Raw genomic sequence first — 24,383 nt, 5'->3', positions numbered from 1 at the left:
CGGTCTTCATGGCGTCCAGGTACTGCATTGTGGGAGGGACTTCAGTCCCGACGCGTGACCGCAAACGCCCACGGCTATGCTGCTTTTCTGGACACCACGGCACATGCGGAGGATCTGCGCGGCCTGCCCCTTCCGCGCTGAATGCCGTTCACCATTGACCAGGATGAAGCGTCCCGTCCAGCCAACAGACATTTGCTCGGTACGCAGGCTGTCATGCCGAAGTCGCAACCGGCCCGCACCTGCTACAGCAACCTCGGCGGTTGATGCGCCGTTACGCCTTCATCGTCATGGGTGTAACTCATACGCCAGCTCGAACGTCGGATAACGTAGCCAGCATTGGCGCACAGAGCCGCGGCCACCATCAGGCAAGTCATTGATGCAGGGTGGGAATTTCTCGCTTTGCGGATGTCTGGCGTTGGTGGATACTTGGCGCATCACCGCTTTTGGGCGGTCTAATTAGTAGTTAGCACTCAAAGGCAATGTCCCTGGCACTCATAAGAAAGCTATTTGGCCGCCCTGCGGAGAACGTCAGCACTGCCGCATCTGACGACTACAAAGAACGCATCAAAGCGTTCGAGACCGTCCTTAGCGACTGCCTCAATGTCTCTCGCAACTGTGCTGGCATCCCTGCACCATCAGGAGCCCACTTCTATGCCAGTGTTTTGTTCACCACACTTTGCGCTCGCGGCGTTAGCTTCGCGATCCTAGCTCCAGGCACGTCATGGTCAAAGAAGATCACCGACCACTGGGACTATGCCTCACTAGCAGTACTTGTCAGGTCTCTGCTTGAGGTAAGGCTAGCGTTCTTCTATCTGTGCATCGAGCAAACCACCCAGAATGAGTGGGGTTGCCGCTGGAACATCTTCAATCTCCATGACTGCACGGCAAGGATTCATCTGTTTGAGGAGATGGATCCAAACTCGGCCGACATACCTGGGTTTCAAGAGCAGTCCGCTGAGCTTAGGGGTCGACTCAATAGCAATGCCTTCTTCTTGACCCTTCCTGCCTCAGACCAGCGCAAGTTTCTTCACGGCAAGAGCGCGTTTCTCGCGCCGCTGGAGACAGTTGCTGCCGCGGCTGGCGTGGAAGTTCAGCAGTTTCGTTGGCTGTACAAATTCCTTTCCAGCCATGTGCATGGCCTTCCCTTGTCTTTCTACCACGCCGGCCAGTTCGACGAGCGCGGGCGCGGGGTGCATTGCGAGATTGAGGACAACTACAGTTGCTTGTGCGTTTCCTTCGCCCTTACGCTACTGGTAGCGGCGCGAGACGAAATGGAGGCTTTGTTTTCTCCCCACGTTGAGCGCTAACAATTCGTTCAAGCCGAAGCCGCTTCGTGGCTCGGCTTAACTCAGGTGTTAGCAGGACATGGATACTCTCTCGTTCATTGCTGAGCTCATCAAATCCCTCGCATGGCCACTCGCCGTTGTTGTGGTTATTTTGCTGTTTCGGAGCGAAATTACTGCCCTGCTCAAGACCATGAAACGCGGCAAGGTCGGAATGGCTGAGGTCGAGTTTGAGAGAGATGTCCTTAAGCTAGAGTCCTCTGCTCAGGCACTTCCAAGCACTAAAAGCCCTGATAACGCAGCTCTGATCGCAACTCAAAACCCTCGAGGAGCCGTGTTGGATTCGTGGCTTCGCCTGGAAGAGCAAATTATCTCTTTGGCAATGCGCAAAGGCCTTACAAATGCGACTGCGAGGCGCTATCCACGCGGCTCCATTGATGCGCTAATGAAGTCAGGGCTGATCACGTCAAGTGATCGCTCAATCATCGATAGCATGCGAGAACTGAGAAATCTCGCTGCACATGACCCTGATTTTTCGCCGAATCCAGATTCGGTGGTGAGCTACTTGCAGTTTGCCTCAGATCTTGGTGCGCGTCTTGACCAGATTTGAGAGCTGTCTTGCTAACAAGTCATTCAAGCCGACGCCGCTTCGCGGCGCGGCTTAACCCAGGTGTTAGGTGACATGTCCAAGCTCCTCTCAATCCTGCTATCGACAGCTCTGCTCGGTGGATATTCCGCCGCTGCATGCAGTTCTTCACTCGACCTGTATGGTGCTTTCTTCAAGGCCGGCCATCCCATCAAAGGTGAGACGATCGACGAGGCTGCAACTGGGGCAGACCAAATTGCCAACTTGAATCGCTCTGTCGAGCTAATCAAGCGCCACCCGGACGTCAGGTTCGAGATTGCGGGCCATACTGATCAGTATGAGTGTTCCGGGCAAGAGTGCCGCTATCTCGCCCAACGTCGAGCGCTTCTCCTATACAGGTTCCTGCTAGCGGCTGGCGTAGATCCGCTTTGTGTCATTGCTCTAACCGAGTACGGGTCCACTCGCCCGATCGCTGGCAAACGGGAGGAGAACTCGCTCAATCAGCGCGCCGAGCTAAACGTGGACATTGAGCCGTAAAGTGCTCCAGCATGGCACCCAACAATTCATTAAAGCCGACGCCGCTTCGCGGCGCAGCTTAACTCAGGCATCAGATACAAAACTCATTCCTAGGCATACGAGACCACTACAACATGAATGATTCTGAAGAGTACCCAAGCCGCGAAGAATTCCTAGATTTACTGTGGAGCGAAATCATCAATTCGCCAATGCAGGAAGTCTGGATCGACAATACAATCAATACATCGCAGCAGCAGCCCGATGGTCCATTCGGGGACGTCGGCCCTGTCCTGGAACGATTGCTTTCTTTGGGAGCATCGAGGCGCGACCTGTCCCTCATCTATCGCATGGCATCCTATGAGGCCGTGTTCGACACGCTCTATAAAATGGCGGATCCAGGGATCAAACCAGATGACGCGCCCATGCTGTTTGAGGACCTGCTTGGGTCGGACCCATCGGGTCTGGACGCCGGGCCTGGTTCGGCCCCAGAAAAGACCGCCTAACAAATGAGCTCCTGGACACGTGGCACGGTGGTCGGGTTGGCGCCTAACAAGCTATTCAAGCCGGCGCCGCTTTGCGACGCGGCTTAACTCAGGTGTTAGGCGGCAGTGCTGTACGTGCAGCGCGGCTTCCACCTTCGGCAACAGCGCTGGCGCCTCAACGGTCGGCTCCGGCGCGCAGTCCTCACGTCTCCAGTCATCGGATCGCCCCCCTCTGCTTCGTCGTCCGGCGTCGTTGCCCCGCTGCGCTCATTACCTTGAGCTTCGGTCACATCCAGCAGCCAGCGCCTCGGGCGAGCCCCAAGGCTACGATCTATGGCATGCTCGGCGCTCGGCGGCAGTGCTGGGGAGCACGGGCCATGCCTTACCACCGCCTGGCAGCGCCGTTTAACCATTCGCTCAAGCCGACGCCGCTTCGCAACGCGGCTCAACTCAAGCATTAGCACACACAATAGCGAGAAGGGGCTCTATGGAAATGACGATCAGAGACGCGCAGTGGGACATGCGTCGCGGCTACTTGAGCGGAAGTACTGGAATCGTGGCCTCGGCGACGGCGTGGACAGTCGCCACCGCTTTTGCGGCATTCGTCTCGCCAGAGCGCGCTATCTGGGCGCTGCTTATTGGCGGCATGTTGATCTACCCGGTCAGCGTGCTGCTGTGCAAGCTTCTTGGAGCCTCTGGCGCGCACATTAAAGGCAATCCGCTCGGTCAACTTGCCGGAGCGAGCACGTTCTGGCTCATCTTCAGCTTGCCGCTCGCGTACGGGCTGGGCCTCCGTCAGCCGGCTTGGTTCTTCTTGGGCATGTTGCTCGTCATCGGGGGCCGCTATCTGGTGTTTGCATCTGTCTATGGCATGCGGCTCTACTGGGTGCTGGGTCTGGCGCTCGCTGCGAGCGCAATTGTCTTGGCGTTGTGTCGCGCGCCCGCGGTCTTCGTGGTTGCCGTGGGGGCGGCCATCGAGTTCGCCTTTGGCGCCGTAGCCTTCGCGCAGCATGGAAAGTGGGTGCGCGCCAACAATGTTCTCGACCCGACGCCGCTTCGCAGCGCGGCTTGATCCGATGTCAGGCCGCACTGATCCCACCATACGCCCCACTTGACCCAGTCTTCAACATGAGATTCCAACGTCTATTGTTTGTCGTCGTGCTGTACCTGATGGCCGCTTCGACATTCGTTGTGTTTGTCAGCAACGTAGTGCCTTGGTTCCAGTACCGCCTGTCGTCTGCACCCGCCAGGCTGTTCCTCTTGCCCCAACCCGTGGGCGACAGCCCGCAAGATGAAATACGAGTGGCCTCAGATCAGCGGAAGTACGGCCATGCGGTACTCCTGAAACTTGAATCTGGTGAGACCCTTAGTTCCCACGCGCACCTAAAGTCCGATCAGTACAAGCAGGCGTCTTCAGATCAGGGGCTTCCGGTTCTGTATCGCAAAGATGGGCCAAACAAAGTTCAAGTCATTGGCAACCTCCAAGAGCTGGAGTCTCCTTGGGTATGGCTAGCCCTCTGTATCGTCCTCTCGATCGTTGCACCCTACGCGGGACGACTACGGGCAAGGGAGATGGCCAGTTGAGTCCATGGCTGCACGAAGATGACTACCGCCATAACTAGCTCAGGCTTTCAAGCACTCATCCCCGCCTAACTGGGTAGTCAAGCGCCCCGACTTGGAACCTTCCGCTGACTTCGCCCACAGGGCGCCTACCATCCGCCCATAGCATTTCCCAGCCACCAAAGCCGAGTTGAGGTAGCTGTGATCGATGCGGAAGACGTCCAGATTGTCCAGCGCGCTGCGGCGGACAGGCGCTGACCTCCGCTTTCACCACACACCTCGCACATGTCCGCATGAACTGGAAAGCGATCCTTGCCTATGCCGCGCTACTGTTCCTTCTCCAGTGCGGCGTTGGCTTGTTAAGTGGTCTCTTTGACCTCGGAGGGCTCGTTAATGCCTGGAACTTCCTCTCGTTCCTGCTGTGCGCCGCGCTGTTTGCGCACCTCGCACTACATGTGGCACAACACCGCCTCGCGCATGCCTGCCTCGTCTTGGTCGTCTACGCCGCCGTGGCAGATGTAGTCGCCGCGCTGTTGCCTGCAGACATGACGGACGAACCGGCCATTTTTGTCATCCTGGAATGGCTGGAACTGCTGGCGGGTGCGGCCTCCGGCCTGCTGGTTGGTTGGCAAATTCGAAGAGCGAATCTACGCCAGAGGTCTGGTCATGAAGGCGATACTCGGCCTCGCTCATGAAGCGCTCGGCGCTAAACCAAGCATACGAAGATCTCAAAATTTCACTCAAAGATCAGGCTCCAGTCTTCATGAAAGATGACGCAGTGCTCCACCGAATAGCCTTCCTCTCGCGTTTGCGAGCGGCACACAGTCGGCCAGCATCATTCACTCGTGCTGTTTGGGACAATCGCAGATCGCTGCTTCACTGGATCCTGCTTATCATCGCTGCAGGACTCCTCTTCGGATACACACTTGGTCCATCCTGCATCCCCAACGTCGTTGCCGTGGCCGCCGGAGTGCTACTTGGCTTCGCCCATAACCTGCATCAGGCCGTCAAGACGTGGCCTTTGCTTTCCAGCGTCATAGATTGGGCAAAGGTCGAGCGGGAAATCTCGGCAGATTCTTCGAATGGCAGCTGATTCCTCATCACGTGCCAACTCGCGGTCCGGCCATACTCAAGGCTCAGCCATCATGAAGTACGCCGTTCTTGCCTTTTCTCCGGTCGCTCTAGCCTTTTTCGTACCACTCTCAATAGCACAGGCCTCCGAACCCGGCCCTTCCATCACCCAAACGGCACTGATGGACTCCGAGAGCGAGTACCAACACAGCCCGCTCTGCGACAAGGAGGAGCTCACCCTGTGGACGTGCCAGACGCGCAAGCGCGTGTTTTCGCTGTGCTCGTCGAAGGTGGTCAACCGGTCTTCGGGCTACCTGCAGTACCGGGCATCGGAGGGTGGCAAGCTGGCCCTGCGGTATCCCCCCGACAAGAAGCCGCCGGCAGGACTGTTCACCTACAGATCGTTCTTGAACGGCAACGCATCGATCGAGTTCGCCAATGGCGGCTACCGGTACAGCCTGTTCGACCCGCTCCGATCCGCCTCGTCCATCTCCGTCTCCGGACCTGGGGCATCGGACAAGACTACGCAGATCGCCTGCGGCCCGAACCAGACCCTGCAACTCAACTACACGATGCGGCTGATGCACGACGCGGGCGTCTGGGCTGATCCCTGACTACGATGCAGCACGATGCGGCGATCCTCGCCAGCACGTCGCCTACTGTGGCGGCGTGGCGGGTGCGACGGCCGTGGCGATTGGCGCACTCGGCAAGTTGTTACACTCGACGCGGGCGTCCTTGCCACACCCAGCACTCGCCATAGACAAATGTTCGTTTTCACCGACAGGTGCAGTACTTCCTTCAGCTGGCTGCGAAAGATCCCTTCCCTCAACCATCGGCCCCATCATGAAATACGCGATCGCCTTCCTGTTACTTGCCCTCGCTTCGTCGCCGGCGCTTGCCCGCAAGAATTGCGATGAATTGAAGGCCGAGCTCACTGCGAAACTCGATGCCCACGGCGTCAAGGACTACACACTGGAGATCGTCGACAACGCCGACATCCAGGATCGCAAGGTCATCGGCAGTTGTGCGGCGGGAAGCAAGAAGATTGTGTACAGCAAGAACAAGCCGTCGACGTAAGCGACAGGAGCTGTGACGTCATGCACGCAAGGTGGTACAACCCCGCGCGGGGCGTCGTCCTCGCGCATCGCAGGACGGCGCCATGCAGGTAGTGGAGCACGAACCGCACGCCTGGTTCCTGCTGCGCGACGGCGACACGCTGCTGCTCGACGTCAACTGCAGCCATGGCCCGGTCGGTTATACGTGGACCATGGCGCTGATTGCCCAGGAAGTAGAGCAATTCCGCGCGCTCGGGCGTGATTTCATCGCGCAGCTCGCCGAGCGCGTGCAGTCGACCGCGCCCGGAGTGTTGGGCAATCGGTCGCCGTATCTGGTTCGCAAAGCGGATGCCGAGACGCGCCAGCGCGTCACCCTGGCGATCAAGGCCTGGAACCAGCGCGACTGACTTCCTGGGCGTTCTACCTGGAAATCAAGGCAGCATTGCCGCTCGTGCCAACAGAAGTGCATAAGCCACACCCAGTAATCGACTGATGCACCCGACCGGCATCGCCGGCGCAAGCCACTCCTTATCGCATGCGGCCCCGCTCTGGCATGATCCACAACAAGCTGGGTCCCCGGAAAGAGAAAGCCGCCATGCATGACATGACCTGGAGCGCTTCCGAGAAAAAGGCAGCCAAAGCACTGTTCGACACGGCGCTTCAACGCGAACTCCAGGCCTATCTCCAAGAGTTTAAACGCAGTGCCGCAAGCATCGACACGCCGGACGCTCTATGGCCCCTGATCGACCAAGCCGTAAAAAGGGAGCGCGAAATCGCTCGGACATACGACTACCGCTATTCTCAGCTCATCCTCGTCTTCGCCGGCCTTTTGCGTCGCGGCATCATTCAAGAAGTGGAAGTAGGCGCGCTTGGTGACGAAAAGGCCAGGCACATCATCGCCCTTGCACGCCTGAAGGTGTGATGTATCCGATCGATAACCGCACTGCCGCCGTCTACGGCACACGATGCGATCCGCCGGCGCTAATTCGCGCCGGAAGGCCTTGTGTTCCGGCATAAGCGGCCACGGATGTGCTGAATTTCGTGGCGATGGGGCCGGCGGCGACGGAACTGCGCGGAACCATCCGTGACAGGCCTTGCCGCCCACGCCGCTCGCCGGTTGATGCGGCGCGCCGCTTCGCCCTTGTCTCGCGGCGTGCGAGGTCGCGCCGCTCCTTGGACTGTAGTAGGTTCGTCGCGTACGGGTCGATGGGCAGACCCCCCGATCCGAAAGCAGGTGCCGATTGCCATGCGTGTATTTCTGGACGACGAGCGAGAGACACCCACGGGATGGACAAGGGCCTATTGGCCGGACGATGTCATCGCACTGCTCCAAACCGGGAAGGTACAGGAACTCAGCCTGGACCACGATCTAGGCGACGATGCACGCGGAACCGGGTATGACGTAGTGCTCTGGATCGAGGAGGCAGTGGCACTTCGGTCCTTCGTTCCGCCGAGGATGCACGTCCATTCTGCAAACACTTCCGCGGGAGATAAGATGCGTCTTGGGATCGAGGCGATCGAGCGGATGGCGGCGGAGCGTGGGCACGTGGCTCCACCGTGATGCGACTGACATGCGACTGATCGCCTGCGCATTGCGCGGCGCGCTTCGCATTTGCTGATTCTTCACGCCATATCCTCGTTTTCTACCAGCGACAGCCACAATGACAAAGGATCCGGAAGCTCAACGTCGCAAAGCCATCCGCGAGGCGGCAGAGGACGAAAAGCGTCCACTTGAAGAAGCCGCCCTTCCTCTCCCCAAGGAAACGCTCTGGGCCTTGTTCGATTACTTGAATGAAGCGCTCGCCGACGGCTGCGATCATTCCTTGCGACTCACCACCCAGTTTCTCGCCTCCCGTGATGTTCCGCCGGCGTCAGTCATCCCCTGGCTCGGTGCGCACGGCGGCTTCTGCGATTGCGAAGTGCTTTTCAATGTCGAGGAACGCTGGGGTAAGCAGTGAAGGTGGACGTGGTCTCCAGTACGGCCTGACCACACGGCGGCCAAAGAAATCTCCCCACATGCACGTCGACATCACCCACCACGTGGATGCCAGCGAGCCCGACGACGCGGACGGCTACTACTACGCCTACACCCTCTATCGCTTCAGCGACGGCCACGACCAGTTGCTGGCGCGCAGCTACGACGACGAGGCGGACCAGGCGCATTTCCTGAGCATCGAGGTGGGCGGACGCGCGCGAACGATGACCGATGCGGATCTTCGGCATCCCCTGCTCCTGGCCGCCGCGGCGTACCTGGGCGAGGCCGGCAAGCGTAGACTGCGCTGGCTGAGCGGCCGCGGCGACGGGTACGAGCCACTGCCCGGCCAGCCCACCATCGGACCAGCGGAGGCTCCATGAAACGCGTCACCGGGATCGGCGGCATCTTCTTCAAGGCGCAGGATCCGGCCGCACTGCAGGCCTGGTACCAGCGGCACCTCGGCATCGATGTACAAGCTTGGGGCGGCACTGCCTTCGCATGGAACGACGGCAGCGGCGCACCGGTGACCGGTTCCACCGTCTGGTCGATCGGCGCGGCGGCGCAGGAGCCGCACTTCTCGCCCGGCACGGCGCCCTTCATGATCAATTACCGGGTGCACGATCTGCACGCCCTGGTTGCGGCGCTGCGCGAGGAAGGCTGCCACGTGCTGGACCGCATCGACGAATCCGAATACGGCGCCTTCGCCTGGGTCATCGACCCGGAAGGCAACAAGGTGGAACTCTGGCAGCCGCCCGCCGGCCAGTAGCGCTGGCCTCGGCCGGTCGGTTGGTCGACCGGTAGCACCGCACGCCCGACCAACGAGCGTCGAAACCACCCCACCGGTCGGCATCGCCCCCGCGCCGACCGGTGGGCAGGCGCTGCCGACGGGCGGTGCGCGATCTTCGCTCGCCCTGCACCGCCCTGCCACTACTGTCCGCGCTCATTGTCCTGATCGGGATCCGCGCCACCGATGAATGCCTCGCTCCCGAATTCCCCCTCGCCCCTGCGCGCGTTCACGGCGCGGGTCCTGGTCGTCATGGCGCTGGGCGCGCTGGCGCTGCTGGCCTGGCAATTGTCGGAGCTGCTGCTGATCGTGTTCGGCGCGGTGGTGGTGGGCGTGCTGCTGCACGGGCTGGCCACGCTGTTGCGCAAGTGGTTGCCGCTGCCGGAGTGGGCGGCGCTGGCGCTGGTGATCCTGATGCTGGTGCTGGCGTTGTCGGCCATCGTGCTGCTGTTCGGCGCCGAGGTCGCCGCGCAGATCGACACCTTCCGCGCGACCTTGCCGGCAGCCTGGAACAAGTTCCATGCGTGGCTGCAGTCCGGCCCGCTGGGGCCGCAGATCGAGCGCATCCCCGACCAGTTGCGCGACGGCGCCTCGACCCTGGCCACGCACGCCGGCGCGATCGTGCTGTCGGCCGGTGGCGGCGTCACCGACGCGGTGCTGATGATGGTCGGCGGGCTGTACCTGGCCGCGCAGCCGACGCTGTATCGGCAGGGCCTGCTGCACCTGCTGCCGCGCGACCGTCGCGGCGTCGCCGACGAGGCGCTGACCGCCAGCGGCCAGGCGCTGCGTGCATGGTTGACCGGGCAATTGCTGGCGATGGCGGTGATCGGCACCCTGACCGGCATCGGCCTGTGGTTGCTGGGCGTGCCGGTGGCGCTGGGCATCGGCCTGTTGACCGCGCTGTTGGACTTCATCCCCATCGTCGGCCCGATCGTGGCCGCGGTTCCGGCGATCCTGCTGGGTTTCACCGTCAGCCCGCAGGTGGCGCTGGGCGCGCTGCTGCTGTTCGTGGTGCTGCAGCAGCTCGAGGGCCACGTGCTGCAGCCGCTGATCCAGGCGCGCGCGGTGGACCTGCCGCCGGCGTTGCTGCTGTTCTCGCTGTTCGGCATCGGCGTGCTGTTCGGGCCGATGGGCGTGGTGCTGGCGGCGCCGCTCACCGTGGTGCTCTACGTGCTGGTCAAGCGCCTGTACGTGCAACATGCGCTGGGCGATGCCGAAGGGGCGGACGGGGCCGGAAAGCCCGCCTGACCGGCGCTGCCGCATCCCGTCCGGCACCCCATGATGTCGACCGGCCGCAGGATCCGCAGCGCGATCTGGTCGACACCTTGCACGGTGCCGCTGCGTACAACGACAAGGGCCATGCCTGGCTCGGGCGCGATCCCCGGCAGATCGCCGACATGCAGCACCGGTTCCAGACGCGTCTGACGGCGCTGGCCGCGTGCCTGGGCGAGGCGCCGCTCGGCCCGGCGCCGAGCGCGACCATCGCCAATGGGGCGGCGGCGCGCGACGATTCGGGACGGTGCGCCGCGCTGTGCGAACAGGGCTTTGGGGTCCATCCTGCTCGCTGAACCGAAGCGAGCGCCGCGCTCGATCCATCTCGACATCCGCGCCGGGTCGCTCCCGCGATACGGCCGCTGAACGCGGGTCCGGCACTGGGACCGGCTCGCTTTGACTTGTCATTCACGCGGCCCACACTGGCGGGTGCCTTTCCCTCGCCCGATGACACCGTGAAGAAGCCGCCTCAGGATCCCGCGTCCACCACCGCCGACACCGACACCACTCCCGAAAACCCGCAACGCCGGCGCCTGCTCGGTGGCCTGGCCCTGGCCGGCAGCGCCCTGGCGCTTGGCGGCCCCGCCGAGGCCCAGGCCGCGACCGCCAAGCGCGCGCCCGCGCGTGCGCTGTCGGCGACGGAGCTGGATCGGCAACTGCGGCAGAAGATCGAGCACGTGGTGGTGATCTACGCCGAGAACCGCAGCTTCAACAACCTGTTCCCCGAGTTCCCCGGGCTGCAGCAGCCGCTGTCCAAGGTGACGCCGGCGCAGGCGCGGCAGCTGGACCGCGACGGCAGCGTGCTCGACATCCTGCCGCCGATCTGGGGCGGGCTGGCGCCGGACGAACAGGTGGTGGCGCATCGCCGCTACAAGATCGGTGAGGACGCGATCGGGCCGCTGCCCAATGCGCCGTTCGCGCTGCGCACGCCCGACGGCCAACTGCTGCCGCACGGCATCGTGACCCGCGACCTGGTGCATCGCTTCTACGAGAACCAGATGCAGATCAACGGCGGCCGCAACGACGGCTTCGCCGCGTGGAGCGACGCCGGCGGGCTGGTGATGGGCCACTACGGCGATGCGCCGGCCACGCTGCGGCTGTGGAGCCTGGCCCGCGAGTACACGCTCTGCGACAACTTCTTCATGGGCGCGTTCGGCGGCTCGTTCCTCAACCACCAGTACCTGATCGCCGCGCAGGCGCCCTACTACCCCAAGGCCGACAGCAGCCCGGCACGGACGCAGATCAGCGTGCTGGCCAGCGACCGCCCCGACGAGATCCGCCTGGCGGTGCAGGACGATTCGCCGGGCACCGCGCTCAACGGCCGCCCGCGCTTCGTGCGCAACGGCGCGCTGACCCCGGATTTCTGGGCGATCAACACCCTGAGCCCGCCGTTCCAGCCCAGCACCAGCCAGGACCCGGCGCGCCCGGACTACGCCGACCCCAACAGCCCCAACACGCTGCCGCCGCAGACCCACCGCCACATCGGCGACGCGCTCGACGCCAAGGGCGTGGACTGGGCCTGGTACGCTGGCGGCTGGGGGCTGGCGGTGCAGGGCAAGGGCGACACCGGCGACACCAGCGAGTTCCCGGGCAGTCCCAACTTCCAGATCCACCACCAGCCGTTCAACTACTTCGCCAACCTCGCCCCCGGCACGCCGGCGCGGGCACGCCACCTGCGCGACGGCGGCCTGGGCGACAGCGCCCCGCAGAACCGCTTCCTCGCCGACGTGCAGGCCGGCACGCTGCCGCCGGTGACCTTCTACAAGCCGCAGGGCAACCTCAACATGCACGCCGGCTACTCCGACGTGGCCGCCGGCGATCGCCACATCGCGATGGTGGTGGACGCGCTGCGCAACAGCCCGCTGTGGGACAAGACCGTCGTGTTCATCACCTTCGACGAGAACGGTGGCTGGTGGGATCACGTGGCGCCGCCCAAGGCCGACCGCTGGGGCCCCGGCTCACGCATCCCGGCGCTGGTGGTGTCGCCGTATGCCAAGCGCGGCCATGTCGACCACAGCGTCTACGACACCGGCTCGATCCTGCGCTTCATCACCCGCCGCTTCGGCCTGGAGCCGCTGCCGGGCCTGGTCGAGCGCGAACGCGCGATGCACGCCGCCAGCGGCGTGGTGCCGGGCGATCTCACCGCCGCGCTGGACCTGGGCTGATCCCGCGCCAGCACGGGTACGCGCGTCGCCCGCCGCTGCCCGCGGCGGGCGATCGCACTTGGCGACGACGCGCCATTCTGCCGCTGCCCGGCCCCGCCTCCACGCCGTGCCGCGATCAGGCGGCGTGGAACGTGCCAGCGCCGCGTTGCCGACGGAACAGCAGCAGCGTGCAGGCCAGGCCGATCAGCGCCGCCAGCGACAGCCACAACGCCGGCGCGGCGCGGCTATGGGTGGTGTGGATCAGCCAGGTGGACACCGCCGGGGTGAAGCCGCCCATCGTCGCGGTGGCCAGGCTGTAGGCCAGCGAGAAGCCGGTGGTACGGACCTCCGCCGGCATCACCTCGGTCAGCGCCACCACCATCGCGCCGTTGTAGGCGCCGTACAGCAGCGACAGCCACTCGCCGACCAGCAGCAGCCGCACGAACGAAGGCGCGTCGACCAGCCACTGCAGCGCCGGCCACACCGTCAGCAGCATCGCCACGCTGGCGAACACCAGCAGCGGCTTGCGGCCGATGCGGTCGCTCAGCGCGCCCATCACCGGCAGCCACACGAAGTTGGACAGGCCGATGCAGCCGGTCACCACCAGGCTGTCGAGCTCGCTCAGGTGCAGTTCGGTGCGGCCGTAGGTCGGCATGTAGGCGGTGATCAGGTAGAACGACACGGTGGTCATCATCACCATGCCCACGCCGGCCAGGATCAGCCCGACGTTGGCGCGCAGCGAGCGCGCGATGCCGGCCAGGTCCGGTGCCTGGCGCGCGGCGAACTCCGGGGTTTCCTGCAGCGAGCGGCGGATCAGGAAGATCAGCGGCACGATCAGGCTGCCGATGGCGAACGGCACGCGCCATCCCCAACTGTCCATCACGCTGTCGGACAGCAGCGCATGCAGGGCCACGCCGAGTGCGGCGGCGAACACCACCGCCACCTGCTGGCTGGCCGACTGCCAGGCCACGTAGAAGCCGCGCCGGCCCGGCGTGGCGATCTCGGCCAGGTACACCGACACGCCGCCCAATTCGGCGCCGGCAGAGAAGCCCTGCAGCAGGCGACCGAGCAGCACCAGCAGCGGCGCCAGCACGCCGATGGTGCCGTAGCCGGGGACGAAGGCGATCAGCAGCACGCCGGCCGACATCAGCCCCAGGGTCAGGATCAGGCCCTTGCGACGCCCGTGCCGGTCGATGTAACCGCCCAGCACCAGCGCGCCGATCGGCCGCATCAGGAAGCCGGCGCCGAACGTGGCCAGCGACAGCATCAGCGAGGCGAACGCGCTTTTCGCAGGGAAGAACGCATGGCCGATGGCCGTGGCATAGAAGCCATAGACCATGAAGTCGTACATCTCGAGGAAGTTGCCGGTGACCACGCGGAACACGGCGGCGGCGCCGTGCGGCGCGGCCTCGGCGGCGGCTGGGGACGTAGCGGAAGAGGCCATCGATCGAAGTCTGCTGGAGAAGAAAAGGCGCCGCCGTGCGATGGTGTGCGACATCGGCGGCGGCGCGCGTGGCAACGGTACAACACGTCGCGTGCGCATGCCGCCACGGCGCGGCGCGCCGCTACGTGCGGGTTAATGCATGGCGGTCCGAGGATGCGGCTCGTGGACACGCGTGGTTGCAACGCCGGGATGCGCCGCGACGCGCCGGCCGTGCGCGCAAGCGCCGATGCCGGCGTTGATCCGCCCCGGGCGTCCGCATACGGTCCCCAAAGAACCTGGCGCGCACATGCGGTCGACGACGCCACCACTCCCGAATCGGTAGGCTGCAGGCTGGTCACGCCCCAGGAAGCGCCGCCAATGCCTGCCCTTCGACCGCTGCATCTCGGCGTGATCGCCGACACCCATGGCCTGCTGCGGCCCGAGGCGCTGGAGGCGCTGCGCGGTTGTGCGGCCATCGTGCATGCCGGCGACATCGGCAAAGCCGACGTACTGGAGGCGCTGCGGGCACTGGCGCCGCTGCACGCGATCCGCGGCAACATCGATACCGCGCCGTGGGCGCAGGCGCTGCCAGAGACCCTGGACCTGGACATCGAGGGCGTGCGCCTGCACGTGCGCCACGACCTGAAGACGCTGGACCACGTCGCCGACGGCGTGGACGTGGTGATCAGCGGCCACTCGCACATGCCGTCGCTGCAGACCCGCGATGGCGTGCTCTACCTCAACCCCGGCAGCGCCGGCCCGCGCCGCTTCCGCCTGCCGATCAGCCTCGGCCACCTGTATCTGACCGCGACCGGCCCGCGCGGCGAGTTGCAGACCCTGGACTAGCGCAGGCGCGCGTCCCGCGCTGTCGGCGCACGGAGGCCCCGCGTGCGGCGGACAGGCGGCGAACGCGCGCGATCTTCGCTACAGTGGGCGCGGGGAGGCGTGCGGCCAGCCGATGGGCGTGGCGGCGCCAGGATGCGACAGCGCGAAGGGGAACGAGCATGCGCAAGGGATGGAACGTGTTCGGCAAGGTCGGCCTCGGCCGCATGACCAAGGACGAGTACCAGGCCAACCTCAACGGCCTGAACATGTTTTTCGGCGCCGTCCTGGGCCTGGTGCTCACCGGCACCGAACGCCTCAGTGCCTGGCAGTTCGGCGTGGCGCTGGCCGTGCTCGCCAGCCTGGTCATCTCGATCCTGTTCATTTCCAGCAGCCGGCACCGGGTGGCCTACGCGATCTACACCCTGGTGATGGCGCTGCTGCTGCCGAAGGTGATCGACGTGATGCTCAAGGGTCACGACCTGCTGCCGGACAAGGTGCAGCCGACACTGATCGTGTGGACCATGATGACCATCATGGTGGAGTTCTGGGGCCGCGAGAAGGACGCCGAACCCGCTGCCGCCACGGCCGCGGACCGCACGCGCGGCTAGGCCGCGCGCGGACGCGGATGCACGTCGCGCACCGTGGCGATGGCGGCGCGCCGCCTCACCAATCTGTCGGCGCGTAGTCCTTGAGGAACTGGCCCCACACGTGCTCGCCGGTGTTGAAGCCGTGGATGATCGGATCGACGATGCGCGCGGCGCCATCGACGATGTCCAGCGGCGGATGGAAGCGCTCTTCCTGCACCTTGCGCGCGGCGATCTCGGCCGGATCCTCGTCGGTGACCCAGCCGGTGTCCACGCTGTTCATGTGGATGCCGTCGTTCTGGTAATCGGCCGCCGAGGTGCGGGTCATCATGTTCAACGCGGCCTTGGCCATGTTGGTGTGCGGATGCCGGGTGGTCTTGAAGTTGCGGTAGAACTGCCCCTCCATCGCCGAGACGTTGACGATGTGCTTGTCGCGCTCGGGCGTGCGCAGCATCAGCGGCTTGAGCCGCGCGTTGAGGACGAACGGCGCGACCGCGTTGACCAGTTGCGTCTCCAGCAGTTCCACCGAGGACACTTCGTCCAGCAGCAGGCGCCATGAGTTGCGCCCGCGCAGGTCCACCTGCTGCAGGTCCTGGTCCAGGCGCCCTTCCGGGAACAGGTGCTGCTGGGCGAGCAGATCGTCGGCCAGCAGCGGCACCTGCGAGAGTTCCGCGGCGCGCAGCAGGCCGTCGGCACCGGCGCGTCCATTGCCGGCCCCGGCCGGCAGCGTGTTCCCCCCGGACGGCAGCAGGTCGGGACCGCGCAGGCCTTCGTACTGGCCCACCAGCCGGCGCACGTGTTCGGGCAGCTCGTGCAGCGCGGCGGTCTCGCCGGCCAGCATGTGCGCGTAGAACTGCGGCGGCCGGCGCACGGTCTGGCAGGCGTTGTTGACGATGAAATCCAGGCGCGTGCGGGTGGCCAGCAGTTCGCTGCAGAACGCCTCGACGCTGGGCGTGTGGCGCAGGTCCAGCCCGTACACCTGCAGGCGGTGGCCCCATTCGGCGAAATCCGGCTCCTGCGCGTAGCGCGCCGCCGAGTCGCGCGGGAAGCGCGTGGTCACGATCAGCTCGGCGCCGGCGCGCAGCAGCTTGAGCCCGGCCTGGTAGCCGATCTTGACCCGGCCGCCGGTGAGCAGCGCCACGCGCCCGCGCAGGTCCGCGGTCTCGGTGCGCTTGACGTAGTTCAACTCCGCGCAGGGCGGGCACATCTGGTCGTAGAAGTGATGCAGCTCGGTGTACTTCTGCTTGCACACGTAGCAGTGGCGCAGTTCGGGCGAGTGCGCTGCCGGCTCGGCCGCCGCGGCCTGCGCGTGGATCAGCGCTTCCGGCGTGTGCGGCGGGAAATAGTTCGGCGTGCTGAACACCGGCTTGCGCCGCAGCGCGCGGATGCCGGTCTGCGCCAGCAGCTCCTCGGCCTTGCGCACCTTCTCCTGGTGGCGCTCGCGCGCCTGTTCCTTGAGCAGCTTGCGCCGCGCCTTGGGTTCGGGGTTGAAGACCTGCGCGACCACCTGCAGCAGGCGCACCCGCTCGGCCTCCGGCACGGTATCGAGCACGCGCCGGTCGGCGGCGATGGCCTCGAGCAGGTCCAGGGCGATGCGCAGGCGCTCGGCCAGGGGCAGCTCGTCGGGCGAAACAGGGGCAGTGGCGTTCAAGACAGATCCGGGATGGGCAACGGCGAGCCGCGGCAGGGCGCCGGCACGATGCCGACAGGGCAGCACGCAGCCCGGATGCGCCGCCGCCCGCCAAGGCGGCGGACAGCGCGGCTCGGGCCGCGGCGGGCCGGAGGAACCGGCCACCCGGGCATTTTCGCCGATCCGGGGCCCGCGATCCACGCGCGGTGCGATGGCCGTGCCCGGCACCCGCCCCGGAGGCGGGGCGCGATCGCTCAGCGCGCCGGTGCGGTCGCGAACTCGCCGCGCTGCAGCCGGGCCACGTCGTTGCCCTGCGCATCCTTGGCCTGCAGATCGGCGCCCTTGGCCGCGAGTTCCTTCAGCACCTCGGTGCGCTGGAACAGGGCCGCGTACATCGCCGCGGTCTGCCCGGCGTTGTTGCGCTGGTCCGGCGCGCAATCGGCCTGCATCAGCCGCTTGGCGATGCTCAGTTCGCCCTTGAAGATCGCGCCCATCAGCGCGGTGTTGCCGCGCTTGTCCTGCGCGCAAGGGTCGGCACCTGCGCGCAGCAACTGCTCCACCGCCGCCTGCTGGCCGTGGTAGGCGGCCAGGATCAACGCGGTATAGCCCTTGTCGTCGCGGGTATCGAGGTCGTAATGGGCCCGGATGAACTCGGCCAGCATGTTCTGGCGGCCCTGCCGCGCGGCATCGAAGAAATAGGTGCGCAATTGCGCCTGCACCGCGGCCGGATCGGGCGCCGCAGGCGCGGCCGGTGCCGCGGCGGCCGTGGCGCTCACCGCCAGGCCGAGCAGGAAAAGAACAACACGACGCATGGTGATCTCCGCAAGAAGATGCGCAGCGCGGCGATAGCGCCGCCACGCCGCGCGTGGGACGCATCAATCCTGCAACTGCGCGGCCAGTTGCTTGACCCGCGCCAGGTCGCCCTTGGCCACCCGTGCCACGCCGCTGCCGTAGGCCGGATCGGCCTTGTACAGGAACGACAGCATGATGTGCTTGCTCACGTCGTCGGTGCCGGCCAGCGATTCGCCGAAGCTCTGGATCAGGTCCTGCTGCTCCTTCTTGCTGTAGCTGCGGAACAGCTCGCCGGCCTGCTTGAAGTTCTGCTCACGCGTGATCTTGGCCTGCTGGGTGGTGCCTGACAGCGGCAACTGGCTGTAGCGCGCGCTCGGATCCTGCGGCCGCGGGCTGAGCCGGCTCGGCTCGTAGTTCACGCCGCTGTTGGTGCTGCCGGCGTTCATCGCGCCATCCTGGTTGCCGTTGTTGACCGCCACCCGCGGCCGGTTCACCGGCAGGCTCAGGCCATTGGTGCCGACGCGGTACAGCTGGGTATCGGCGTAGGAGAAGATGCGCCCCTGCAGCAGCCGGTCTTCCGACGGCTCGATGCCCGGCACCAGGTTGGCCGGCGCCATCGCCACCTGCTCGGTCTCCTGGAAGAAGTTGTCCACGTTCTTGTTCAACACCATCTGCCCGATCTTGCGCTCGGGCACGCCCGGCCAGATCTTGGTGGCGTCCAGCGGATCGAAGTCGAACTTGGCCAGATCCTCGGGCGTGAGCACCTGGATGTACAGGTCCCACTTCGGATAGTTGCCGCGCTTGATCGCGCCGACCAGGTCATTGGTCAGGTGGCTGTAGTCCTTGCCCTGCACCGCCACCACCTGCTGCGGATCCAGGTTCTTGAGGCCCTGCAGGCTCTTCCAGTGGAACTTGACGTAGTGCACCTGGCCCTGTGCGTTGACCAGCTTGTAGGCATGCACGCCGTTGCCGTCCATGAAGCGGTAGCCGGCCGGCGTGCCTTCGTTGGAGTACAGCAGGGTCAGTGTGCGGGTGGCCTCGGGCACGTGCGAGAAGAAATCGAAGCGGCGCGCGTCGTCATCGAGGTTGGTGCGCGGGTCCGGCTTGAACGCATGCACCATGTCCGGGAACTTGATCGCGTCGCGGATGAAGAAGGTCGGGAAGTTGTTGCCGACCAGGTCCCAGTTGCCTTCGCTGGTGTAGAACTTGGTGGCGAAGCCGTGCGGATCGCGCAGCGTTTCCGGCGAATGGTTGCCGTGTACCACCGAGGAGAAACGCACGAACACCGGCGTGGTGGTACCCGGCGCGAACACCTTGGCCTTGCTCAGGTCGGAGATGTCGGCGGTGGCGGTGAACTCGCCATGCACGCCGGTGCCGCGCGCGTGCACCACGCGCTCGGGGATGCGCTCGCGGTCGAAGCGCTGCAGCTTCTGGATCAGTTGCACGTCCTGCAGCAGCGTCGGGCCGTTGGGCCCGGCGGTCTGCGAGTTCTGGTTGTCGCCCACCGGTGCGCCGTTGTCGCGGGTGAGCGTGGACTGTGCGGCGCTGGCCGACAGGATCAGGGAAGGCGACAACAGGACTAGCAACAACAGGGATCCAGGGCGCATGGCGTCGGCTCGCGTGAAGGGAGCTGCAGCATGGCGGCAGTGCGGCGCACAGAACATTCGTTCCTTGCAATCGATGCCATCGACGCGGCCAATCACGCATGCGCACTGTGATCGCGACCATTGCGGGAGCGCGCATTCCGTTGCAGCGACAGCGCAGCTGCAGCGTCAATCGACGGCGATGCCGGTGCAGATCGGCCGCAAAATGTAGACATGCGCGAAGGGCATCGGCAGCGTCGACACCTGGCGATGCGCTCGCACGCGCACCGCGGCGCGATGCCGCGTCGGCATTGCCGCGATCGCGACGCTAGCGCTTCGCGCTCAGCGCACGGCTACGATTGGCGAACAGCGTTTGATCGGCACGGCTGTAGGCGTCGCGCTGCACGGCCGCGTCGATGCCGCGCTGGAAGTCCGCGCGGAAGCCCGGCTCGGTGATGCGCTGGGCGATCAGGAACACCGCGTGCGCCGTCTCGGCGCCGACCGCCTGCGCATCGGGAAAGCCCTGGCGCCGGATCAGCTCGGTCAGGCGCTCCTGGCTTTCCTTCTGCGCCATCCGCACCTCGCGCGCGAACGCGCGCAGCGACACGGTATCGTGCTGCAGCCGCTGCGGCGTGTAGTCCCGTTTGAGGTCGGCGCGCGCCTGCGCGTCGTCGCTGATCAACTGCAGCAGTTGCGTGCGGTAGGCCGGATTGGCCGGCGCTGCCGCCGCGGCGTCTTCTGTCGGTGCGCCTGTCGGCTGCGCCACGGCGATGCCCGCCAGCATGCACAACGCCGCTCCGAACGCCCACTGTCTGGCGATTCGCATGATCATTCCCCCCTGTCGCCCGCGATACTAGACCAGCGCGCGCGGCCTGTCCGCGCTGCGGCGGCAACCGCACGGCATCGCCGCCACTGCGATGCCGACTTGGCGCACGGCGTCACATCGCCAGCCCAACCGGCGTCACATCCGTTAGCCGATCACCCGCTTGAACGGCGGCAACGCATCGATGATGCGTTTGCCGTAGCGCTTGGTCAGCAGCCGCGAATCGAGAATGATCACGCGGCCGTGGTCGTCGGCGGTGCGGATCAGGCGGCCGGCGAACTGGGTCAGGGTGCGCAGCGCGTGCGGCACCGCGATCAGGTTGAAGGCGTTGAGGCCGCGGCTCTCGAACCATTCGCCGAGCGTGGCGGTCTGCGGATCGGTCGGCACCGCGAACGGCACCTGGGTGATGACCACCGTGGTGCAGGCCTCGCCTGGCAGGTCCAGGCCCTCGCCGAAGGAATTGAGGCCGAACAGCACCGAGCCTTCGCCGGCGGCGATGCGGCGCATGTGCTCGCCGATCATCTGCGACTTGGAGCCGTCGCCCTGCACCAGCACGCGGTTGCGCTGCGCGATCGGCAACAGGTCGGCCACCTTGAGCATCTTCCAGCGCGAGGTGAACAGCACGATCGAGCCCTTGCCCCAGTCCAGCTCGCGCACCAGGTAGCGCGCCACCTCGCGCGGATGGCCCTCGCGGTCGTCCGGCGCCACCGGGAACGCCGGCACGATCAGTTCGGCCTGGTTGGGCAGGTCGAACGGCGAGGACAACGACACCATCTCGGCATGCGCGGGCAGGCCGTTGTCGATCGCCAGCGCCTGGAAATCGCCACCGCCGGTGAGCGTTGCCGAGGTCAGCACCGCCGCGTCCACCTCGCTCCACAGCAGCGAGCGCAGCACCTGCGCGGCCGACACCGGCGAGCAATGGCAGATCAGGTCGGCATCGCGCGAGGCGGTGATCCAGCGCGCCATCGGCGGCTGCCCGTCCTGGTCCTCGCGGCGCCAGCCCAGCCACAGCGCATACTGCTGCTCCACCATCTCCAGGGCCATGCCCAGATTGCGCTGCAGGCGTTCCTTGGCCGCATCCTCCTGCTTGGACTTGGCCGCCATCTGGTGCGCGGCCTGCACCCAGTTCAGCAGCGCACCGGTGTCCTGCGCCTGCGCGTCGATCAGCGACTTCCACGCTTCGGGCAGGCGCCCGTTGGGCGCGCGCCACATCGGTTCGTCCTGGCCCGGCTCCGGCACCCACACCCGCTCGATCTCGGCGCGGAACGCCTTCAGCCCCTTGGCCACCTGCGCGGCCAGTTCGACCGCCTCGTTGGGCAACTGATTGCCGATGCGGTCCTTGTCGGCGAGCCGGTAGGCGGCGCCGACTAGCGCCTGCAGGCGGCCGGTGCGCCGCGCCATCTCGTCCAGCGGCAGATTCGCCGCGCCCTGGTCGATGGCGACGCCGGCGATGTGGTGGCCCTCGTCGAGCACCAGCAGCATGTCCGACGGCGGCGCGATCAGCGGCTGGCCGTTGTCGCTGTCGCCCAGCGACAGCGCCGACAGCAGCAGGGCGTGGTTGGTGACCACGATCTGCGCATCGCGCACCTCGCCGCGCGCCTTCAGCACCGGGCACTGCACCGCGAACGAGCAGCGTCGGCCGGCGCAACCGGCGGCATTGGTGGTGATGCGCGCGCGCAGCGACGGCGGCACCGGCTCCGGCGCGGCGTCCAGGTCGCCGTTCCAGGTCCTGTCGGCATAGGCCTTGGCCAGCGCCCGCGCCTGTTCGGCCTCGGCCGGGCTCAGCGGGCGGTCGTACAGCGGCGCCTCGTCCTCGAACATGCTGTCCTGCGCGGCTTCGCCATGCAGCTCGGCCACGTTGCGCGTGCACAGGTAACGGGTGCGGCCCTTGGCCAGGGCCACCGTGGCCTCCAGCCCGGTCGCCTTGAGGAAGGCCGGGATGTCGCGCTCGACCAGCTGCGACTGCAACGCCACCGTGCCAGTGCTGATCACCAGCTTCTTCTTGCTGGCCAGTGCGATCGGCACGCCGGCGGTCAGATAGCCCAGGCTCTTGCCGACGCCGGTGGGCGCCTCGGCCACGCCCACCCCGCCGGACGTCCCCAGCGCGCGCGAGACCACGCCGATCATCTGGCTCTGCGCGCGGCGCACGCGGAAGCCCGGCGTATTGGCCTGCAGCTTGGCGTAGGCATCGCGGATGGCCAGCTTGACCGGTTCGGTGAGCTGGCGCGGGGACGGGCCGGACGCGGGCGGCGTCGACGGCGAAGGGGACTCGGTCATCCCGACATTTTCTCACGTCCCGTCGCAAGGACTGAAACGCGGGAACTGAACGGCGCGCCGTGCCGCCTTACGGCGCCGGCGGCGCGGCCTTGCGCGGCAGCGCCAGCCACAGCGCGCGCAGCAGCAACCCCAGGCCGACCACGTACAGCGCATCGTCCAGCAGATGCACCAGCGCATAGACGCCCGGATGCCTGGCGCGGAACTGGCCGTCGATCAGGGCCGCCCAACTCAGCACCGCGTCCAACAGCCGCGGCAGGAGCGCGCCCACCAGCAACACCGTCAGCCCGAGCCGTGCCCGGGTGCGCGCGCGGCCCGGCGCCAGCCGTGGGAGCAGCAGCAGGGCGATCAGCGGCAGCAGCAGGCGCGCCAGCAGGCCGAGCGCGCCGGTCAGTGCGCTCACGTCCAGCACCGGGTACAGCCCCATCGCCAGCATGGCGCCCTCCATGGGCCAGGCCCGTCGGCGTCGGTCAGTGCGGTGCCGCCACGCGCGGCGGCAGAGCGAAGCGCAGCGCCAGCACCACCAGCAGCATGCCCACCGCGAGTATCAGCGCGGCGACGAAGCTGACGATGCCGAGCATGCTCGAGACCGACGAGTAGCTATGGCCTTGGGAAATCAGCCACATCGGCACGAACGACATCGCCGTCCCCAGGCCCAAGGCCAGCAGCAGGATCGCCAGCCCGCAGATGCCCAAGGTGCGCGCACGGCCAGGACGGCGCGTGAACAGCAGCGCCAGACCGACCACATAGACCAGCAAGAGCGGCAACTGCGTCAGCAGTCGCGTCAGCACTTGCAGCATCAACGATTCGTCCATGCGTTTACTCCCGGATAGATGGCGGAGGCGACGTCTTTCAGTCGGCGCTGACCAGCACTGCGTCGCGCTCGCGCAGCGCGGCATACACCGGATCGGTCTCCGGGCGCACGCCATGCCATGCCTCGAAGCTCTCGGCGGCCTGTTCCACCAGCATGCCCAGGCCGTCCACGGTGTCGCGACACCGCGCCGCGCGCGCCCAGGCCAGGAATGCGATCGCGACCTCGCCGTAGTTCAGGTCCACCGCCAGAGTCATGCTGTTGATCAGCGACAGCGGCAGGGTGAAGCTGGCGGCCGGATCGCGGCCGATGGTGGTGGCGTTGACGATCAGTTCGAAATCACCCAGCTCGCGCAGGTCTTCCCAATAGCGCGAGATCGCGCGCGCCGGCTCGCCCAGCGCATCGACCAGCGCGTCGGCGCGTTCCGGCGCGCGGTTGACCACCACCAGCTGCTGCACGCCGGCGTCCAGCAACGCCGGCGCCACGCCGCGCGCGGCGCCGCCGGCGCCCAGCAGCAACGCGCGGCGACCGCGCAGGTCCAGGCCGTTGCGGCCGGTCAGGTCGCGCACCAGGCCGGCACCGTCGGTGTTGTCGCCGTGCCACTGGCCATCGCGGTAGCTGAGCGTGTTGACCGCACCGGCGGACTGCGCGCGTGCGCTGTGCACCAGACTGAGCGCGAACGCGGCTTCCTTCAGCGGCAGGGTCACGTTGGCGCCGACGCCACCGGCCGCGGCGAAGGCGGCCAGCGCCGCGGCGAACCCGTCGGCCTGGACGTCGATCGCCTCGTATTGCAGGGCGATGCCGGTCTGCTTGGCGAAGGCGGCGTGGATGCGCGGCGACAGCGAATGGGCGACGGGATGGCCGAACACGGCAAAACGGGAGTTGGGCATGGAGCGCTCGTTGGTTGTTT

General features: G+C 66.1%; 29 protein-coding genes and 1 pseudogene. 19 read left to right on the top strand and 11 right to left on the bottom strand.

Going from position 1 to position 24,383, the window contains the following annotated elements; translation table 11 throughout:
- Positions 1-120: 120 nt before the first annotated feature.
- Positions 121-302 (bottom strand): annotated as a pseudogene (locus M3U25_RS13135) (recombinase XerD); the annotation flags it as partial.
- Between the two features lie 177 nt (positions 303-479).
- Between M3U25_RS13135 and M3U25_RS13130 the strand changes: the two are divergent.
- The 17 genes from M3U25_RS13130 to acpA all read left to right on the top strand — a co-directional run bounded on the left by M3U25_RS13130 (position 480) and on the right by acpA (position 12,749).
- The gene (locus M3U25_RS13130) at positions 480-1,307 is read left to right on the top strand and encodes a DUF5677 domain-containing protein (RefSeq protein ID WP_355502497.1); all 828 of its coding nucleotides are present in this window, start codon (positions 480-482) and stop codon (positions 1,305-1,307) included.
- A 58-nt stretch (positions 1,308-1,365) separates the two neighbouring features.
- Positions 1,366-1,893, top strand: coding sequence for a hypothetical protein (locus M3U25_RS13125; protein ID WP_355502501.1), 528 nt, complete (start codon positions 1,366-1,368; stop codon positions 1,891-1,893).
- A 72-nt stretch (positions 1,894-1,965) separates the two neighbouring features.
- On the top strand, positions 1,966-2,406 hold the full coding sequence (locus M3U25_RS13120) for an OmpA family protein (RefSeq protein ID WP_355502504.1): 441 nt from the start codon (positions 1,966-1,968) through the stop codon (positions 2,404-2,406).
- A gap of 113 nt (positions 2,407-2,519) precedes the next feature.
- Positions 2,520-2,888, top strand: coding sequence for a hypothetical protein (locus M3U25_RS13115; protein WP_355502507.1), 369 nt, complete (start codon positions 2,520-2,522; stop codon positions 2,886-2,888).
- Positions 2,889-3,354: 466 nt separating this feature from the next.
- Positions 3,355-3,939 (top strand): hypothetical protein, encoded by a 585-nt coding sequence (locus M3U25_RS13110; protein WP_355502510.1) that lies wholly within the window; start codon positions 3,355-3,357, stop codon positions 3,937-3,939.
- Positions 3,940-4,720: 781 nt separating this feature from the next.
- Positions 4,721-5,122 (top strand): hypothetical protein, encoded by a 402-nt coding sequence (locus M3U25_RS13105; RefSeq protein WP_355502513.1) that lies wholly within the window; start codon positions 4,721-4,723, stop codon positions 5,120-5,122.
- Between the two features lie 450 nt (positions 5,123-5,572).
- Positions 5,573-6,112, top strand: a complete 540-nt coding sequence (locus M3U25_RS13100) for a hypothetical protein (protein WP_355502516.1) — start codon at positions 5,573-5,575, stop codon at positions 6,110-6,112.
- Between the two features lie 229 nt (positions 6,113-6,341).
- The gene (locus M3U25_RS13095) at positions 6,342-6,575 is read left to right on the top strand and encodes a DUF1161 domain-containing protein (RefSeq protein ID WP_355502519.1); all 234 of its coding nucleotides are present in this window, start codon (positions 6,342-6,344) and stop codon (positions 6,573-6,575) included.
- Between the two features lie 82 nt (positions 6,576-6,657).
- Positions 6,658-6,960: a hypothetical protein gene (locus M3U25_RS13090; protein WP_355502522.1), complete on the top strand. Its 303-nt coding sequence runs from the start codon at positions 6,658-6,660 to the stop codon at positions 6,958-6,960.
- Positions 6,961-7,106: 146 nt separating this feature from the next.
- Positions 7,107-7,475, top strand: a complete 369-nt coding sequence (locus tag M3U25_RS13085) for a hypothetical protein (RefSeq protein WP_355502525.1) — start codon at positions 7,107-7,109, stop codon at positions 7,473-7,475.
- Positions 7,476-7,673: 198 nt separating this feature from the next.
- Entirely contained in the window at positions 7,674-8,114 is a 441-nt protein-coding gene (locus tag M3U25_RS13080) for a cyclic-phosphate processing receiver domain-containing protein (protein ID WP_355588625.1), read from the top strand.
- A gap of 100 nt (positions 8,115-8,214) precedes the next feature.
- Positions 8,215-8,511 carry a DUF2695 domain-containing protein gene (locus M3U25_RS13075; protein ID WP_242159221.1) on the top strand — a complete coding sequence of 99 codons (297 nt, stop codon included), beginning with the start codon at positions 8,215-8,217 and terminating at the stop codon, positions 8,509-8,511.
- Positions 8,512-8,569: 58 nt separating this feature from the next.
- Positions 8,570-8,908 carry a hypothetical protein gene (locus tag M3U25_RS13070; RefSeq protein ID WP_355502532.1) on the top strand — a complete coding sequence of 113 codons (339 nt, stop codon included), beginning with the start codon at positions 8,570-8,572 and terminating at the stop codon, positions 8,906-8,908.
- Positions 8,905-9,294: a VOC family protein gene (locus M3U25_RS13065; RefSeq protein ID WP_017907682.1), complete on the top strand. Its 390-nt coding sequence runs from the start codon at positions 8,905-8,907 to the stop codon at positions 9,292-9,294. The genes M3U25_RS13070 and M3U25_RS13065 overlap by 4 nt, the downstream gene beginning before the upstream one ends.
- 270 nt (positions 9,295-9,564) lie before the next feature.
- A complete protein-coding gene (locus tag M3U25_RS13060) occupies positions 9,565-10,560 on the top strand; it encodes an AI-2E family transporter (RefSeq protein WP_355502579.1) in 996 nt (331 codons plus the stop codon).
- A gap of 77 nt (positions 10,561-10,637) precedes the next feature.
- Entirely contained in the window at positions 10,638-10,880 is a 243-nt protein-coding gene (locus M3U25_RS13055) for a hypothetical protein (protein ID WP_355502536.1), read from the top strand.
- A gap of 159 nt (positions 10,881-11,039) precedes the next feature.
- Positions 11,040-12,749 carry an acid phosphatase gene (gene acpA, locus M3U25_RS13050; protein ID WP_355502539.1) on the top strand — a complete coding sequence of 570 codons (1,710 nt, stop codon included), beginning with the start codon at positions 11,040-11,042 and terminating at the stop codon, positions 12,747-12,749.
- Between the two features lie 115 nt (positions 12,750-12,864).
- On the opposite strand, the gene M3U25_RS13045 is transcribed toward acpA, so the two are convergent.
- A complete protein-coding gene (locus M3U25_RS13045) occupies positions 12,865-14,172 on the bottom strand; it encodes an MFS transporter (RefSeq protein WP_355502542.1) in 1,308 nt (435 codons plus the stop codon).
- 357 nt (positions 14,173-14,529) lie between these two features.
- Between M3U25_RS13045 and M3U25_RS13040 the strand changes: the two genes are divergently transcribed.
- Both M3U25_RS13040 and M3U25_RS13035 read left to right on the top strand, forming a co-directional pair.
- Positions 14,530-14,997, top strand: a complete 468-nt coding sequence (locus M3U25_RS13040; protein ID WP_242081434.1) for a metallophosphoesterase family protein — start codon at positions 14,530-14,532, stop codon at positions 14,995-14,997.
- A 158-nt stretch (positions 14,998-15,155) separates the two neighbouring features.
- Positions 15,156-15,584, top strand: a complete 429-nt coding sequence (locus M3U25_RS13035) for a hypothetical protein (protein WP_242081435.1) — start codon at positions 15,156-15,158, stop codon at positions 15,582-15,584.
- 55 nt (positions 15,585-15,639) lie between these two features.
- Here the strand turns inward: M3U25_RS13035 and M3U25_RS13030 are convergent, their stop codons facing one another.
- The 9 genes from M3U25_RS13030 to aroE form a co-directional block, all read right to left on the bottom strand.
- Positions 15,640-17,211, bottom strand: coding sequence for an SDR family oxidoreductase (locus tag M3U25_RS13030; RefSeq protein ID WP_160946773.1), 1,572 nt, complete (start codon positions 17,209-17,211; stop codon positions 15,640-15,642).
- Between the two features lie 233 nt (positions 17,212-17,444).
- A complete protein-coding gene (locus tag M3U25_RS13025; RefSeq protein WP_355502547.1) occupies positions 17,445-18,002 on the bottom strand; it encodes an ankyrin repeat domain-containing protein in 558 nt (185 codons plus the stop codon).
- Positions 18,003-18,065: 63 nt separating this feature from the next.
- Positions 18,066-19,589, bottom strand: a complete 1,524-nt coding sequence (gene katB / locus M3U25_RS13020; RefSeq protein ID WP_355502551.1) for a catalase KatB — start codon at positions 19,587-19,589, stop codon at positions 18,066-18,068.
- 165 nt (positions 19,590-19,754) lie between these two features.
- The gene (locus M3U25_RS13015; RefSeq protein ID WP_355502554.1) at positions 19,755-19,877 is read right to left on the bottom strand and encodes a hypothetical protein; all 123 of its coding nucleotides are present in this window, start codon (positions 19,875-19,877) and stop codon (positions 19,755-19,757) included.
- 16 nt (positions 19,878-19,893) lie between these two features.
- Positions 19,894-20,391 carry a hypothetical protein gene (locus tag M3U25_RS13010; RefSeq protein ID WP_355502557.1) on the bottom strand — a complete coding sequence of 166 codons (498 nt, stop codon included), beginning with the start codon at positions 20,389-20,391 and terminating at the stop codon, positions 19,894-19,896.
- Positions 20,392-20,535: 144 nt separating this feature from the next.
- Entirely contained in the window at positions 20,536-22,665 is a 2,130-nt protein-coding gene (dinG, locus tag M3U25_RS13005; protein ID WP_355502559.1) for an ATP-dependent DNA helicase DinG, read from the bottom strand.
- A 67-nt stretch (positions 22,666-22,732) separates the two neighbouring features.
- On the bottom strand, positions 22,733-23,098 hold the full coding sequence (locus M3U25_RS13000) for a hypothetical protein (protein WP_242159210.1): 366 nt from the start codon (positions 23,096-23,098) through the stop codon (positions 22,733-22,735).
- 34 nt (positions 23,099-23,132) lie between these two features.
- A complete protein-coding gene (locus M3U25_RS12995; RefSeq protein ID WP_242159209.1) occupies positions 23,133-23,477 on the bottom strand; it encodes a hypothetical protein in 345 nt (114 codons plus the stop codon).
- Between the two features lie 37 nt (positions 23,478-23,514).
- Positions 23,515-24,363: a shikimate dehydrogenase gene (gene aroE, locus M3U25_RS12990; RefSeq protein ID WP_242159208.1), complete on the bottom strand. Its 849-nt coding sequence runs from the start codon at positions 24,361-24,363 to the stop codon at positions 23,515-23,517.
- Positions 24,364-24,383 lie beyond the last annotated feature (20 nt).

It is taken from the genome of Xanthomonas sp. PPL134 (assembly GCF_040595915.1).
Classification (GTDB): Bacteria; Pseudomonadota; Gammaproteobacteria; order Xanthomonadales; family Xanthomonadaceae; genus Xanthomonas_A; species Xanthomonas_A indica.
Note: the sequence above shows the minus strand (reverse complement) of the source record. Positions and strands in the feature narration are given on the sequence as shown.